The organism is Anaeromassilibacillus sp. An250, from assembly GCF_002159845.1.
Lineage (GTDB): Bacteria > Bacillota > Clostridia > Oscillospirales > Acutalibacteraceae > Anaeromassilibacillus > Anaeromassilibacillus stercoravium.
Map to the genome: position 1 here is coordinate 238030 of NZ_NFJK01000001.1, position 15437 is coordinate 253466.

14 protein-coding genes are annotated in these 15437 nt (G+C 52.1%); 4 read left to right on the top strand and 10 right to left on the bottom strand.

What is annotated here, in order from left to right; genetic code table 11:
- Positions 1 to 10: 10 nt before the first annotated feature.
- The 9 genes from B5F54_RS01175 to B5F54_RS01215 form a co-directional block, all read right to left on the bottom strand.
- Positions 11 to 4366: a PolC-type DNA polymerase III gene (locus tag B5F54_RS01175; protein WP_087229306.1), complete on the bottom strand. Its 4356-nt coding sequence runs from the start codon at positions 4364 to 4366 to the stop codon at positions 11 to 13.
- A 52-nt stretch (positions 4367 to 4418) separates the two neighbouring features.
- Positions 4419 to 5465 (bottom strand): flavodoxin-dependent (E)-4-hydroxy-3-methylbut-2-enyl-diphosphate synthase, encoded by a 1047-nt coding sequence (gene ispG, locus B5F54_RS01180; RefSeq protein ID WP_087229308.1) that lies wholly within the window; start codon positions 5463 to 5465, stop codon positions 4419 to 4421.
- Complete coding sequence (locus B5F54_RS01185) at positions 5462 to 6541, bottom strand: M50 family metallopeptidase (protein WP_191362505.1); 1080 nt, start codon at positions 6539 to 6541, stop codon at positions 5462 to 5464. The genes ispG and B5F54_RS01185 overlap by 4 nt, the downstream gene beginning before the upstream one ends.
- Position 6542: 1 nt before the next feature.
- Positions 6543 to 7694, bottom strand: a complete 1152-nt coding sequence (gene dxr / locus B5F54_RS01190) for a 1-deoxy-D-xylulose-5-phosphate reductoisomerase (RefSeq protein WP_087229311.1) — start codon at positions 7692 to 7694, stop codon at positions 6543 to 6545.
- A gap of 91 nt (positions 7695 to 7785) precedes the next feature.
- On the bottom strand, positions 7786 to 8604 hold the full coding sequence (locus B5F54_RS01195; protein ID WP_087229314.1) for a phosphatidate cytidylyltransferase: 819 nt from the start codon (positions 8602 to 8604) through the stop codon (positions 7786 to 7788).
- A complete protein-coding gene (locus B5F54_RS01200; protein ID WP_087229317.1) occupies positions 8605 to 9333 on the bottom strand; it encodes an isoprenyl transferase in 729 nt (242 codons plus the stop codon).
- Positions 9334 to 9372: 39 nt separating this feature from the next.
- Positions 9373 to 9927: a ribosome recycling factor gene (frr, locus tag B5F54_RS01205; protein ID WP_087229320.1), complete on the bottom strand. Its 555-nt coding sequence runs from the start codon at positions 9925 to 9927 to the stop codon at positions 9373 to 9375.
- The gene (gene pyrH, locus B5F54_RS01210; protein WP_087229323.1) at positions 9924 to 10640 is read right to left on the bottom strand and encodes a UMP kinase; all 717 of its coding nucleotides are present in this window, start codon (positions 10638 to 10640) and stop codon (positions 9924 to 9926) included. The genes frr and pyrH overlap by 4 nt, the downstream gene beginning before the upstream one ends.
- 355 nt (positions 10641 to 10995) lie before the next feature.
- Complete coding sequence (locus B5F54_RS01215) at positions 10996 to 11778, bottom strand: MerR family transcriptional regulator (RefSeq protein WP_087229326.1); 783 nt, start codon at positions 11776 to 11778, stop codon at positions 10996 to 10998.
- A gap of 112 nt (positions 11779 to 11890) precedes the next feature.
- Here B5F54_RS01215 and B5F54_RS01220 point away from each other — a divergent pair, with 112 nt between their 5' ends.
- Genes B5F54_RS01220 through B5F54_RS01235 form a run of 4 tightly spaced genes read left to right on the top strand, consistent with a single transcriptional unit; the run spans position 11891 to position 14548 of the window.
- Entirely contained in the window at positions 11891 to 12742 is an 852-nt protein-coding gene (locus tag B5F54_RS01220) for an ATP-binding cassette domain-containing protein (RefSeq protein WP_172749493.1), read from the top strand.
- Positions 12739 to 13386 (top strand): hypothetical protein, encoded by a 648-nt coding sequence (locus tag B5F54_RS01225; RefSeq protein WP_087229331.1) that lies wholly within the window; start codon positions 12739 to 12741, stop codon positions 13384 to 13386. Before B5F54_RS01220 ends, B5F54_RS01225 begins: the two co-directional genes overlap by 4 nt.
- A 15-nt stretch (positions 13387 to 13401) precedes the next feature.
- The gene (locus tag B5F54_RS01230; protein WP_087229334.1) at positions 13402 to 13851 is read left to right on the top strand and encodes a GNAT family N-acetyltransferase; all 450 of its coding nucleotides are present in this window, start codon (positions 13402 to 13404) and stop codon (positions 13849 to 13851) included.
- 31 nt (positions 13852 to 13882) lie between these two features.
- Positions 13883 to 14548, top strand: a complete 666-nt coding sequence (locus B5F54_RS01235) for a DUF4097 family beta strand repeat-containing protein (protein WP_087229336.1) — start codon at positions 13883 to 13885, stop codon at positions 14546 to 14548.
- Between the two features lie 140 nt (positions 14549 to 14688).
- Here the strand turns inward: B5F54_RS01235 and hpf are convergent, their stop codons facing one another.
- Complete coding sequence (hpf, locus tag B5F54_RS01240; RefSeq protein ID WP_087229339.1) at positions 14689 to 15240, bottom strand: ribosome hibernation-promoting factor, HPF/YfiA family; 552 nt, start codon at positions 15238 to 15240, stop codon at positions 14689 to 14691.
- Between the last annotated feature and the right edge of the window lie 197 nt (positions 15241 to 15437).

A 15437-nucleotide genomic window follows, 5' to 3' on the forward strand; every position in this document is an offset into this window, starting at 1 on the left:
CTCCCTGCCTCTAAAACAGCGTCATCTGCGAACTGGCCGGCAGCTCCTTCAGGGAGCCGGCCTGCTCCAGCATTTCAATGACCGCTTTGGACACCTTAGAGCGCGCCTGCAGGTCGTCAACGGAGATATACGGGCCGCCCGTCTCCCGCGCTTCTGCCAGAGCGTTCGCCGCCGCTTCTCCCACGCCTGCCAGGGAAGAAAACGGCAAGCGGATCTTCCCGTTTTCCACCACATATTTTTTCGCATCCGATTTATATAGATCCACCGGGAGCACTTCGATCCCGCGCGCCAGCATTTCATTCGCAATCTGGAACGTGGAATAGGCCGCTTCCTCCTTGGCGCTGGCCTCCTTGCCCTTCATGCTGATTTCATTCATGCGGCGGCGCACCGCTTCGCGCCCCTGGATGACCGTTGCGCCGTCAAAGTCCTCGCCGCGCACACTGAAATAGGCCGCATAATACTCCACCGGACGGTGCACCTTATACCATCCCAAGCGCAAAGCCGAAATCATATAGGCGGCCGCATGCGCCTTCGGGAACATGTATTTGATCTTCATACAGGAATCGATGTACCACTCCGGCACATTGTGGTCCCGCATGGCCTGTTTATGTTCGTCGGTCAAAAGCTTCGGCGCCTTTCCCTTACGCACAATCTCCATGATCTTAAACGCCATCTTTGGCTCCAGGCCCTTTTGCAGAAGATATGTCATAATGCTGTCGCGCGTACCGATAACCTCAGAAATGGTGCAAGTCCCCTTTTTGATGAGGTCCTGCGCATTTCCCAGCCACACGTCCGTGCCGTGGGACAAACCGGAAATTTGCAGCAGGTCGGAGAAGGTCTTCGGTTTCGCGTCCACCAGCATCTGCCGCACAAAGGGCGTCCCCAGTTCGGGGAGCGAAAAGGTCCCCGTCTGGCAGTCGATGTCCTCCGGCGTGACCCCCAGCGCCTTGGGCGACTCGAACAGGGACATCACCTCTGGGTCGCTCATCGAGACGGACATCACGGGGATGCCCGTGTATTCTTCCAGATAGTGATAGATGGTCGGAACGTCGTGCCCGAGCTCATCCAGCTTACAGATCGTATCGTGGATGGAATGGAAGTCGAAGTGTGTTGTGATATTATCGGAATTTGGGTCGTTGGCCGGATGCTGCACTGGGCAGAACTCAAAAATATCGTGTCCTCTCGGCACGACCACCATGCCGCCCGGATGCTGGCCCGTGGTGCGCTTGATGCCGGTGCACCCTATGGCCAAACGCTGCTCCTCTGCGCGGTGCAGAACCATGTTGTGTTCTTCCGCATATTTCTTGACGAACCCAATCGCGGTCTTATCCGCAACCGTCGCGATGGTTCCGGCTTTAAACACGTGGTCCTTGCCGAACAGCGTCTCTGTGTACCGGTGTGCCCCCGACTGGTATTCGCCGGAGAAGTTCAAATCGATATCCGGCGTCTTGTCGCCGTCGAACCCCAGGAAGGTTTCAAAGGGGATGGTGTGGCCGTCGCGGTTGTAATCCGTGCCGCATTTGGGGCATTTCTTCGGCGGAAGGTCAAAGCCGGAACCGTAACTGCCATCCGTGATAAATTCGCTGTTCTTGCAGTTCGGGCAGATGTAGTGCGGAGCGAGGGGGTTGACCTCTGAGATACCGGACATGCTGGCCACAAACGATGAGCCAACCGAACCACGCGACCCAACCAGATAGCCGTGGGCCTCGGAGTCCGCCACCAGTTTCTGTGCCGTCATATACAACACGGAGAATCCATGCTTGTTGATGGAACCGAGCTCGCGCTCCAAGCGGTCTTGGACGATCTTCGGCAGCGGGTCGCCGTAGATCTCCTTGGCGCGCTTCCAGCAGATCGCATTCAGCTGTTCCTCCGCCCCATCGATGAACGGCGGGAACACGCCCTCCGGAATCGGGCGTACCTGCTCCACCATATCGGCGATCTTTTGGGTGTTCGTCACGACGACTTCATACGCCTTTTCCTTCCCAAGGTAAGCGAATTCCTCCAGCATTTCCGCAGTCGTCCGCATATACAAGGGCGCTTGATGGTCGGCATCGTCAAAGCCCTGCCCGGCCATCAAGATTTTCCGGTAATCCCCGTCCTTCGGGTCCATAAAATGGACGTCGCAGGTGGCGACCACCGGCTTGTTGAGTTTTTCACCCAATTTGATGATCGTCCGGTTGAATTCCCGCAGGGTCTCTTCATTTGGTACGTCGCCATTGCGCACCATAAACATGTTGTTTCCCAGCGGCTGAATTTCCAGATAATCGTAGAAGCTTGCAATTTCGCACAGCGTATTCCACGGCTGCCCATTGAAAATTGCCCGGTATAGCTCTCCCGCCTCGCAGGCGCTCCCAATCAGCAGCCCTTCGCGATACTGCGTCAACACGCTCTTTGGAATGCGCGGCTTCTTGAAGAAATAATCCAAATGCGAGAAGGAGATCAGCTTATACAGGTTCTTCAAACCGGTCTGGTTCTTGACCAAAATAATCTGATGATAGGGGCGCATCTTCTTTGGGTCGCCCCCCGCCAATGAGGTGTTGATGTCCTCCACGGTTTTTGCGCCTGTATCCTCCTTTAGCCGCGTCATCAGGATGATAAAAATCTTCGCCAGCACCGCCGCGTCGTCGCAGGCGCGATGGTGGTTGAACGGGTCCAATTTTAAGTGTTTGGCAACCGTATCGAGTTTATGGTTTTTCAGATCCTTGAGCATGGCGCGGCACATGGGGAGGGTATCGATATAGGCATAGGGGAACTCCATCCCACAGCGCTCCGCCGCAATGCGGATGAACGATGTATCAAACTCTGCATTGTGCGCGAGGAGCACCGCATCCTTCCCGCAAAAAGCATAGAACTGTTTGAGCGCTTCTTTCTCCAGGGGAGCGTCCTTCACCATTTCATCTGTGATCCCGGTCAGCTCTGTGATCTTCGGCGGGATCGGCATCTGCGGGTTGACAAACGTATCGAAACTTTCCACCACCTCGCCATTGCGGATGCGCACCGCGCCGATTTCGGTGATGCGCTCCTTGTTGGGGCTCAGGCCGGTCGTCTCAATATCAAACGATATGAATTCATCGTCCAGTGTGTTGCTGGAATGGCCGGTCACAGCGGGAACCATATCGTTGATGAAGTACGACTCCACGCCGTAGATCACCTTGAATTTCCCGCCTTTCCCGGTGATCCGCTCCAAGGCGTTCATAGCGTCCGGGAACGCCTGGGCCACGCCGTGGTCCGTGATGGCGATGGCGGGCTGCCCCCACGCATAGGCGCGCTCGATCAAATCCCCTGCGGAACTTACGCCGTCCATGCTGGACATATTGGTATGCAGATGCAGTTCCACGCGCTTTTCCGGCGCATCGTCCACCACCTTGAGCTGTTCCACCGTGGAAATCCCCTTGGGGCGCAGCACAATCTCGCGGTCGTACTTATCATACTCCACATCGCCGCGCACCAGGATGGACATCCCCTTTTTCAGCGTGTCCAACATTTTGCACTGGGCGACGAGTTCAATGATTTTTAGCGTGATCGAACTGGTATAGTCCGTTATATTGATCGAATAGATTTTGCGGTTCTGGTCGCGCGTCAATTTGGAATCCACCGAAAAGATTTCGCCCCAAACCGTCACGCTGCCGATGTCCGGCGTGATACGGCTGATTGGAACCGGCTTCGCTTTCGCGGGGCGGCCATAAAGCTCCTTTGCGGTGTCCAGCAAGACGGTTGGCAGCATGGTTTCCGGCGTGCGGACGCTGATGCACTTCTTTTGCTTCTTTGGCGAAGCGCTTTTTTCCATGCTCTGTTCGTATTCCTCGATTTCCTGTACCACCGCTTCCCGCCGCAGGGTTTCCTCCTGCTTCTTTTGCTTTTCGATATAGGCCACACTGTCGCTGTCCAGCGTGAGCGTGCCGTCGAACTCCACCTGCACCGAAACTCCAAATTCCTCCCGGATGATGTCGGAAAGAAGGCGGTCTGCATGGCGGGACAGCAGCAGGTTCCCTCCGCCGTGGCTGAGCGTCACAATCAGCTTATCGCCCTCCAAACGCGCGGAGGACTGGTTTAATGTCCCGTTGATGCTGGCATCCCGCCGTTTCAGCTCCTGCACCAGGTTGGGATAATATTCCACGGTAAAGCACTCCTGCGGGAACTGCGGGTCGAGCACTGCCCGATGCAATTGCAACGTTTTGCAGCTGGCAATCTCCTTTTCCGCGTGAAACAACGTATTGCGGTCCACCAGCGCCGGGAAAGCGACCTTCGCGGTCAACACGCGGTTGCGCGTATCGATCTGCAGGCCGGTCAGCTCACCGTGGTGCATGCTCTCCGGGTAACGGGAAAGCTCTATGTATGGGCCAAAGAATTCACCAAAAGTCTTCAAGTTCCAACAGCCTCCAAATTGGTATCAAACGGTTTGACGGGGAATCCCCCGGTTACAGCGCCTCCACTTCCTTGACCAGCTCGTCCACCAGCTTGTCCTCCGGAACTTTGCGGACAATCTCCCCTTTTTTGAAGAGCAGCCCCACGCCGTCGCCGCCTGCAATGCCGATGTCCGCTTCGCGGGCCTCTCCGGGCCCATTGACCGCACAGCCCATCACTGCCACCTTGATCGGCTTCTTACAATGGGAAAGACGGCGTTCCACCTCACCCGCAATGGCGATCAGGTCGATCTTGGTGCGGCCGCACGTCGGGCAGGATACAAACTGAATCCCCTCATTGCGCAGATTCAGCGCCTTTAAGATGTCCATACCCGCCGCAATTTCCTTCACCGGGTCCGCCGTCAAGGAAACCCGGATGGTGTCGCCGATCCCGCGCTGCAACAGAGAACCGATCCCGATGGAGGATTTTACCAGCCCCATGCGCTCCGTCCCCGCCTCCGTAACGCCGAGGTGGAGCGGGTAGCCGCACCGCTCCGCACAGAGTTCATACGCCCGGATCATCGTATCCACGTCGGAGGATTTGATCGAAAGGATAATATCGGTAAAATCAAAGCGCTCCAGCAGCGAGGCGTGGTAGAGCGCGCTCTCCACCAGCGCTTCGGGGGTCGGGGCGCCGTATTTCGCCAGGATCTCCTTCTCCACAGAGCCGGAATTGACCCCGATGCGGATGGGGATCCCCCTTTGCCGGCAGGCGTCCGCCACCGCTTTCACATGGTCGCTCCTGCCGATATTGCCGGGATTGATGCGGATTTTGTCGATTCCTGCGGCGGCGGATTCCAGCGCCAGGCGGTAGTCAAAGTGGATATCCGCCACCAGAGGAATCTGCACCGCCTGTTTGATGGCGGGAATCAGGGCGACCGCCGCCTGGTCAGGAATCGAAACGCGAAGAATCTCACAGCCGGCGCGCTCCAATTCCACCGCCTGCCGCACGTTCCCCTCGATATCCGACGCGGGGACGTTGAGCATGGACTGCACGCTGATTGGCGCGCCGCCGCCGATCGCCACTTTCCCCGCAAAAACCTGTTTGGACTGCCGTCTCATGCGCCGATCCCCTTTCCTGTCACAAGCCGCAGAATATCGCTAAAGGTGATCACCACCATGAGGCACATCAGGAGCACAAACCCTGCGGCATTTACCCAACCTTCGTACTTTGGATTGACCGGTTTGCGGCGCACAGCTTCCACCAACAGGAAGACAAAGCGACCGCCATCGAGCGCCGGGAAGGGCAGCAGGTTGACCACGCCGAGGTTAACCGTGATAATCATCATCATGTATAAGATGTTATTGATCGCGGTGCCAAAGCTCTGCTGCAACCCCTGCGACGCCACTTCTCCGATCGCGCTGGCCGCGCCGACCGGCCCAGCCATATCATTTAGGCCGAATTTCCCTGTCACCAGGCCGGCAAGGCTGTACCACACCATCCGGACCGTGGAAACCGTATCCTGGAACGACTTGGTGATCAACGTCCCCACATTTTTGGGGATTGGGTTTACATAGAAGTCCAACATCAGGACTTTCGTCCCATCGTTATCCCTTGTATTAAATTTGACATCTTCAAACGTCAAAGTCTGGCCGTCGCGCGAAACCTCGATGTCCACCGCGTCCGGGTTCGCCGTCGCCAGCGCAAAGCTGAGGTCGCGGTCCGTGGTGACCTTATACCCGTCTACCTTTGTAAAGGTATCGCCGACCTGTAAGCCGGCCGCCTGGGTCGCCGCGCCCTCCTGGAACTCCGCGATCGTTGTGGAGCTGAAGGCCGGCTGCTGCACTAACAAAATCATCATCAGGACAAGCCCCAAGACGATATTCATCACCGCGCCCATCACGACGACTAAAATCCGTTTCCAAACGGGTTTGTTATTAAATGCGCCTTCGTCGTCGCTGTCCTCGTCCTCGCCTTCCATGGCGCAAAAGCCACCGATGGGCAGCAGGCGCAGGGCGTAGGTCGTCTCCCCCTTTTGGAAGCGGAACAGCGTCGGGCCCATACCGATTGCAAATTCGTTTACCCGTATCCCGCTCAATTTTGCTGTCATAAAATGGCCGAACTCGTGGATGAAAATAATGAATCCAAAGAGCAGGACGGCAATAATTACCAATAAAACCTGTAAGATAACAATCACCTCAAACCTTCGCCTTCTGGCGCACAAACGCGCGCGCCGCTTGATCGGCGTTCAATATATCCTCAACGGATGCAATCTCCGCATCCGGTTGATGCTCCATCGCCTGCATGACCAATTCCCCGATCTGCAGGAAAGAAATCTTGCGGTCCAAAAACAGCCGGACTGCCTCCTCATTTGCGCCGTTTGCCGCCGTGGAAGCCAAGCCTCCACGCAACAAGGCACGCTTACAAGCGCGCAAGCACAGGAAGGTTTCCTCATCCGGCTGCGAGAAATGCAGGGCGCCGCACTTGATAAAGTCGAGCGGTTCCACCGGGGAGGGGAAACGCTGCGGCCATGTAAGCGCATATTGAATGGGGATGCGCATATCCGGCACGCCGAGCTGCGCCAGGACGGAGTGGTCGGCGTATTCGACCATCGAGTGGACGATGCTTTCCCGATGTACAACCACATCGATCTGCTCCGGGGCGACATCAAACAGCCAGAAGGCCTCTGTAATTTCCAAGCCCTTGTTCATCAGGGTGGCGGAGTCAATGGTCACCTTCGCCCCCATATTCCAATTGGGGTGCTTGAGCGCCTGCTCCGGCGTGACGGACACGAGCTCCTCCCGCGTTTTGCCAAAAAACGGCCCTCCGGAAGCGGTCAAAATGAGCCGTCCCAGCGCCTTTTTCTCCGGGCATCCCTGCAAGCACTGAAAGATGGCGGAATGCTCGCTGTCCACGGGCAGGATATGGACGCCCGCTTCGCGCGCCGCCTTCATCACCAGCGCGCCGCCCGCCACAAGGGTCTCTTTATTCGCCAATGCCACATCCTTTTTCGCAGCGATTGCCGCCAGGGTTGGGCGCAGACCGACCATCCCCACCACGGAATTGCAGACTACATCCGCACAGGCGATGGAGGCAGCTTCACAAAGCCCCTCCATCCCCTGCACCACGCGGACCGGGGTATCTGCAACCGCGATACGGAGATTTTTCGCCGCATCTAAGTCAAAAACCGCAACAAGTTGCGGTTTCCATTCTCTGATTTGATTTTCAAGCATCGCCACATTGCGGTTTGCTGCAAGCGCACAGACACGCATCCCCAAGCGGCGTGCAACGTCGAGGGTCTGTGTGCCGATGGAACCTGTAGAACCCAATATGGAAAGCATCTGTTTCATAAAAAATCCCCTTTCAGGGCGAGGGGCGGGCCATCTGCGAAAATCGCACCGGCCGGCCCCTCTATGAAGTATTATGAACCGTTCTCTCGTTTTATATCACGATAGGCAAAAACTGTACCAAAAAATAAACAAATGGCGCTACAAAAATCACGCTGTCAAAGCGGTCCAGAATCCCACCATGGCCCGGGATGATTTCGCTAAAATCCTTGATATGGCAGCTTCGTTTAATCAGCGAAAACGCCAGGTCGCCAATAACCGAGAGCCCCGCCCCCACAAAGCCGATCACCAACAGCGATAGATAGGAGACATCGACCTCGTACGAATAAAACAGCGCCTGGAAGACATAGCCAAACACCAGCATGGCCACGACGTTTAAGACAAACCCGCCGATCAAACCCTCCACCGTTTTTTTCGGGCTGATCTGTGGGCATAGCTTCCGTTTCCCCCAGAAGCTTCCTGCAAAAAATGCCCCGGCATCCGCAATCCACGCGGAGAAGATCGCGATAATCACATAGAACATCCCATGCCCGCCGCCAGACTCCCGCAGGCCAACCAAGGTCTGCAAAGCAGTTGGAATCAAAAGCGACATGCTGTACACAACGCCGATCTCCCGGAAGGTGAACAATTGATGGTAAAAAATCAACGCGCTAAAAATGACGACCGTATAAATGTAATAGGCCGCCTGCTGCCACGTGCCCTGAAGCAGTGGCAGCACAGCGGCAAAAACGACACTGGGGATCAATAAAATATAATTTTTGGACATACCTAGGGCAGAGATAATTTCTACGACGCCCATCACAGAGATGAGGGCAATCGCCAGATTGAGCGCTAAGGGAAACATCTGATTAAAGAGTACAATCGCCAGCAAAAAAACAACCAATGCCGCTCCAGAAACCACTCTCGATTTCAATTATATCCCTCCAAAGCGCCGATTTCGTTTGGCAAATTCATCCAAGGCGCGATCCAAATCCTGCGTGGTGAAGTCCGGCCATAAGATGTCCATAATCACATATTCGCTGTAAGCAGATTGCCATAGCAAAAAATTAGAAGTACGGTTTTCCCCGCTGGGGCGGATGATGAGATCCGGGTCTGGCTGCCCCGCGGTATAGAGATAGCGGGAAATTGCGTCTTCGTCGATTTCATCCGGCTGGATTGCGCCGGATTTCACCTCTTGCGCCAACCGGCGCACCGCATGTGCGAGCTCTGCGCGCCCGCCGTAATTCATGGCGATATTGAGCACCATGCCGGTTTTATTCTTGCTGGATTCCTCTACCCGTTCAATCAAGCCGCGCAAAACCGGGTCGAATACAGAAACGTCCCCGATGAAACGCGTGCGGATATTTTCCTCCGTAAAGTCCCGGAGCGCCTCCTCCAGATACTGCTTGAAAAGGCGCATTAGGGCCTTGACTTCCTCCTGCGGCCGTTTCCAGTTCTCTGTGGAAAACGCATACACCGTCAAATAGGGGATGCCAATCTGACTGCAATATTTTGTAATCGTCCGGAAATTGGAGGCCCCGGCCACATGCCCCGCCGAACGCGGCAAACCGCGCTTTTTGGCCCAGCGGCCATTTCCGTCCATGATAATCCCCACATGGCGTGGAAGAAGCTCTGCTTTTCGAATTCCGCTCGCATCTTTCATCGTATTCGTCCCATCTCTATTCATGAATATGCAGGAGCATTAGATCTCCATGATTTCTTTTTGCTTCTTTTCAAAGATGGAATCGATCTCTTTGCAATACTTATCCGTGAGATCCTGCGTCTTCTTCTCGCCTTTCTTCAGGTCATCCTCGCTGATCTCCGCTTTCTTTTCCATCGCCTTCAGCTTCTCAATGGCATCGCGGCGGATGGAACGCACCGTGATCTTCGTCTCCTCCGCCATCTTGCTGACCTCTTTGACAAGCTCCTTGCGGCGCTCCTCGGTCAACTGCGGGAAGGTCATCCGGATCACCTTGCCGTCGCTCTGCGGGTTGATGCCGATGTCGGACGCCTGAATCGCCTTTTCAATCGCACGGCACACCGACGCATCCCACGGCTGGATCACCAATACGCGCGCCTCTGCCACAGACACCGCTGCCAGCTGGTTGATCGCGGTGGGCGCCCCGTAATAATCCACTTTTACCTTATCCAGCACAGCCGGATTTGCCCGGCCCACACGGACACCCGCATAGGTGTGCTCCAAATTTGCTGCGCTCTTTTCCATACGCTCTTCCGCGTTTTTCAATACTTCTTTCACTGTTCTTCCTCCTTTACAATGGTGCCAATCGGTTCCCCGCAAATGGCTTTTTTGATATTTTCCGGCTGGTCAATGCTGAACACCAGGATCGGAATGTTGTTATCCTTGCACATGGTGGCAGCGGTACTGTCCATCACCTGCAAGTTTTGATTCAATACATCCATAAACGAAAGGGTATCGTACTTTACGGCGTTCGGATTTTTCTTCGGGTCGCTATCATAAACGCCGTCCACCATCGTGGCCTTGAGGATAATATCCGCATCAATCTCGGCAGCGCGCAAAGAGGCCGCTGTATCGGTGGAGAAGAAGGGGTTGCCCGTTCCACATCCGAACACTACGACACGGCCTTTTTCCAAATGCCGCACGGCGCGGTTCCGAATATAGGGCTCTGCGATCTGCTGCATGGAAATGGCGGTCTGCACACGCACCGTCAGCCCCAACTGTTCCAACGCATCCGCTACGCCGAGCGCATTGATGGTAGTTGCCAGCATGCCCATGTGGTCTGCACGGGTGCGGTCCATCTGTCCGCTACTGCGGCCGCGCCAGAAATTGCCTCCGCCTACGACAATGGCAATCTGAACGCCCATGTCCACGCATTCTTTAATCGGGCGGCAGATGCGCAAAACCGTCTCAAAATCAATGCCATGCGTCTCGTTTCCCGCAAGGGACTCCCCGCTCAACTTTAAAAGGACCCGCTTATATTTCGGTTGCAAATGAAACAACTCCTATTATATATTTTGTAGATTGTGTAACAGCTTCTATTATTTTACAATATGCATTCCGCAATGTAAAGCATTTCCTTTGCATTTCACGCATTATTCACAAGTCCGCCATACTCTTGTCCACAGCCGCTTATTGTCCTGCGCAGAAAGAAACGGACGCCGTCGTTCTTTGACAAAATTCCAGCAACAAGCTGGGACTGCCTCCAGGGGCCCGGTGCTGGAACACCCCCAAGCCCTTTACGTTCCCGCACTCGACATCCCACCTGAAAGGTGGCTTTTGTTGCGTTTGCCCTTGATAAACATATAAAAGGGCGGCGGGATAATCCCATACCTGCTTTCATGTATATTATCTATCAACATAAACCTGCGCTTCATAATTCCATTGTAAAATTCCCGATACAACGATGAGTTGTACCGTAAACCGTGGCTCTACGCCATATTCTGTTTGGGCTATGTGAATCAATTTGCGCAGCGTTTGCTCTCGATTTTCTTCTGTGCAGTTCGCGCATAGGTATTTCCCTTTTGGAAGCACCTTTATGCCGTCTATATTCACATAATCCATACAGACAGCAAAGAGCCTTGTCATTCCGTTTTCCGTGTATATGCCAGCTAAATCCTCAAAGGAAAACTGCTCTTTTAAGGCAGGCGTAACTTTGTCGTAGAAATGGCTGAGATAATTCCAAAGATTGTCAAGCGTTGGAACTTCTAAAGTATCTGAAAGCAAAATAACACGCTCTGGATAATCTTTGACAAAGGAGCTATTGAACTTTTGTTGCCTCTGCAATTTACTTTCATAGTCCGCCTTTGCCAACTGGATTTTTGATTTGCTGTACTGGAGCGCCGCCATTTTTTCATCGGCCTTTTTTTCTGCTTGCGCTAAAAAATCGATAATTTTTTCAAGATCGTCATATTCTAAAACCGTCTTGATCTCCTGCAAAGATAAGTCCATCAGCTGCAAAGCCCGCACCGTATTTAGGCGGACAATGTCTTGTTCGGTATAATAGCGGTAATTCGTCCATTCATCCTTTTTGCTTGGCTTCACTAATCCGATACGGTCATAGTGCCGCAGCGTTTCGTTCGTTGTATGGGCTGCCTTTGCTGCTTCCCCTATTGAAAAATAGTTCTTCATTTCTATTTTCTCCTATTGACCTTTGTGTAACACAAAGGTTTATACTTCATTCTAGCATAAGAGATTGCGAAAGACAATCCATATTGCAATGCTGTTTAGGAGGAATGGCTACATGATCGAACTTAAGCAAGTAACAAAGCAGTACGGGCAAGCAACCGTGCTAAAAAACATTACCCTTTCGATTGGCGAACCGGGTATCTATTGCTTGCTTGGCAGGAATGGCGCGGGCAAAACAACGCTTCTCAAATCCATCGCCGGGTATCAGAATATTACAAGCGGCTCGATTCAAGTTGACGGTAAGACCATAACAACATCGACTTTGGATACAGGCGTGAGTTATATTGAAAACTTTGCAAAGCATTTTAATCTTCCGGTGCGGAAACTGCTGCGGATTGCCTCGGAAGTGAACCCAAACTACGATGATGACTTTGCCTCGGAAATGATGGAACGTTTCGAGTTGGACGGCAAGAAGAAATTTCATCATCTTTCCCTTGGCATGAAAACGATGGTTTCAACGATTATCTGTTTGGCAAGTAATAAAGAGGTCATCCTTTTAGACGAACCTGTCCTGGGCTTCGATGCTATTATGCGTGTGGAATTTTACGATATGCTGACAGAGAGTTTTCAGAAACATCCGCGAATGATTATCGTATCCACCCACATCATCGAAGAAATCGCAAAGACCATTCAAAAACTGATCATTATTAATAAAGGAAGCATCCGCTTCTTTGATACATTGCAAGCGGTTGAAACAAAAGCATTTTGTATCAGTGGGCTGCAAAAAGATGTGGAGGCCGCAACCCGAAATCTCAATATCATCGGTCAAGATGCGGTTGGAGGCCTTGTAACAAGTTATATTTTCGACAATCCTCCTGAACAGACGGCTTCCTTGGAAATCCAGCCACTGTCTTTGCAGGATTTCTTTATACAAATGGTGGGACATAAAGGAGGTGTAAAAAGATGACGGCTATTTTTGCGATTGTAAAACGCTTGCTTGCAAGCAATAAAATCAGTTTCATCCTGACGGCTCTTGTGGTCCTTTGTGCCACATCCTCCGGCGATGTTGTTTTGAGCAATGGAAATTACACTTGGCTGCTTGCTGTATTGACCCCATTCTTTTTTGTCTTTTATGCTTTCAAAAAGCTCATGCATTTGGGAGCGAGCAAAAAAGATTACTATCTCGGTTGTCTCATCAGCTATGGGATCCTAGCGTTTTGTATTTCCCTGGTCAATACAGTCATCCATCGGTTGATTGACCCCATATATCCCGCACAAACCGTTATTAATATGATGGACGTGTGTCAATGGACAGAAAATGGGATGATCGTTGCGGGATTGCAGCAAATGTTCTTTTTGCTGCTCGTTATGGTTTTTCTTCATATGCTATTGTCCATGCAGACGCATTGGTATGGGTGGCTAACGGACGCGGTATTAATTGCAATTATTTGTATTTTTACGCCGATTGCACCATTACGCGCTATCCTGGCTGGACTTTTCCAGATAATCATGTTTAATAGCAATGCAGCCCTGCACATTTGTATTTGTCTGTTACTAAGCACCGCATTGTCTCTCGGAGGGCTTGTGGTCTTAAAAAGAAAAACTCTATAGACAAGAGGGAGCGCCATGATTCGGATCAAAGCAGTTGACGCACAAAATATATTGGATGTGTGCAAATTGACCAAAAGCCAAGATGGCATTGGTCCGGCAATAGGGAGATGTTCCTGTTGCAACGCAATTTCTATTGCGGAAGCAAAATATAACCCAGGAATGCACCCCCATGCAATCTATCACAACAATGTGCTAATTGGCTTTTTCATGTACCAGCGTGCAGAAAATCAAGCTGATACAGCAACCATCTACCGCTTTATGATAGATGATCGATTCCAACAGAGAGGGCTTGAGGAAAAAGCCTTAGAGCATATCTTGAAAGGCCTAAAAATTCAAGGCGTTAAAAAAGTCGTTTTCATCATAAATAGCACAAACGGAAACGCGAAAAATCTATCCCTTTCTTTTGGTTTCCAGTTCACGGGGAAAATGGAGCATGGCGAATACTACTATGCATTAAAATTGTAAATTTGATCTATAAACTGATGGAGGAACTACTATGAAAAAAATGATTTCACTTGCATTGTGCCTTCTGTTGGGCTGTTTTGTTTTGGCGGGTTGCTCGAACAGCAGCGAACCATTTGAGGAAAAAAGCTATACGCCGGATACGCCGATCCATGAAATCCATCTTGATGTGCAGGACCGAGAAATCGAAGTGTCGTTGTCCGAGGACGAACAAGTCCATATTCAATATTACGAAAATAGTAAAGAGTACTACGATATTTCCGTTTCTGACGATAATGTATTGACGATGGCCAGCGCAAGCGATAAAGAATGGACGGATTATATCGGAGGGAAGCCCTCCGCTGAAAATCGGAAAATATCGCTGCAGATCCCGGATGCACTTTTAGACACCCTGACACTATCTACAACAAACGAGGATATATTCCTCCCTGCACTGGCTGTAACCGGAAGTATCAATATTTCCTCCAACGGAGGGAATATTTCCTTTGGAAATTTAGATGTGGGTAGCGCTCTGACCCTAAACGTTAAAAATGGAGATATTTCCGGCGCGATTGTAGGAAGTTATGATGATTTTTCGATCCAGTCCGAAATAAAAAAAGGGGAAAGCAATCTGCCGGACAAAAAAGATGGCGGGGAAAAAGCGCTGACTGTGTCCAGCAATAACGGCGATGTCAATATTGAGTTTGTAGATGATAAATAAGTAAAGCAAAAATGGGCAAGAAACCATGAGGTTTCCTGCCCATTTTTTGTCGCAACCTAATTATTAACCATTACGTTCGTCTGTTTTCAATCCTTCTTTACCGGCTGTTGGTTTGCCCTAGGCCCAGCCGAAGGAGCAAATTATTCTGCATCCGGTTCCAACAAACCGTAGTCGCCATTCTTACGGCGATACACCACATTGATTTCCCCACTGCTTTCGTTGCGGAACATGAAGAACTGGTGGTCCAGCATATTCATCTGCAAGATTGCCTCATCCACACTGAGCGGTTTTACAAAGAAATGCTTGGTGCGCACAACGCGGTACTCCGGTTCGGCTTCCATTTCCTCTGCTGCCGGCTCTTCCTCCGGGAAATCGATGAGATACTGGTCGATGGCGCCGGAATGCACCTTTTTGGCCAGCTTGGTCTTGTTCTTCCGGATCTGTCTTCCCAACGCGCTCATCACCTGATCGAGCGCGTCGTTCATTTCCAAGGCCGTGGACTCCGCGCGATAGATCATACCGCGCTGTTTGATTGTTATTTCAACCGTCTGACGGTTTTTCTCCAGGGTTACCACCACATTGGCATCGGCATCCTCATCAAAGATCCGATCGAAGCGGGACAGCTTTTTCTTAGCAAGCTCTTTAAAATTATCCCTCAAATTGACCTTTCTTCCGGTAATGGTAATCTTCATAGTAACATCTCCTTCTTCAATTCGCGCCGCTGACGCCGCCCGCGGGCCGCCGCTGCAAGGACGCACCGAAGGGTCTTCCTGTCATAGGCGTTCCGGCCGGAGCAACACCGGAACAGCGCGTGCTTCCATTTTGATGCTTTGGAGCGATCCAGGCGCCGAATGCGTCCGTGTAAGGGAGGGGTTCCCTTCCCCCATTT

Bases quoted from the DNA above. Each gene is read 5' to 3' on its own strand.
- B5F54_RS01230 (WP_087229334.1), top strand. From the start codon at position 13,402: ATGATTCGGATCAAAGCAGTTGACGCACAAAATATATTGGATGTGTGC.
- hpf (WP_087229339.1), bottom strand. From the start codon at position 15,240: ATGAAGATTACCATTACCGGAAGAAAGGTCAATTTGAGGGATAATTTT.
- B5F54_RS01235 (WP_087229336.1), top strand. From the start codon at position 13,883: ATGAAAAAAATGATTTCACTTGCATTGTGCCTTCTGTTGGGCTGTTTT.
- ispG (WP_087229308.1), bottom strand. From the start codon at position 5,465: ATGAGACGGCAGTCCAAACAGGTTTTTGCGGGGAAAGTGGCGATCGGC.
- dxr (WP_087229311.1), bottom strand. From the start codon at position 7,694: ATGAAACAGATGCTTTCCATATTGGGTTCTACAGGTTCCATCGGCACA.
- B5F54_RS01215 (WP_087229326.1), bottom strand. From the start codon at position 11,778: ATGAAGAACTATTTTTCAATAGGGGAAGCAGCAAAGGCAGCCCATACA.
- B5F54_RS01220 (WP_172749493.1), top strand. From the start codon at position 11,891: ATGATCGAACTTAAGCAAGTAACAAAGCAGTACGGGCAAGCAACCGTG.
- B5F54_RS01200 (WP_087229317.1), bottom strand. From the start codon at position 9,333: ATGAAAGATGCGAGCGGAATTCGAAAAGCAGAGCTTCTTCCACGCCAT.
- B5F54_RS01225 (WP_087229331.1), top strand. From the start codon at position 12,739: ATGACGGCTATTTTTGCGATTGTAAAACGCTTGCTTGCAAGCAATAAA.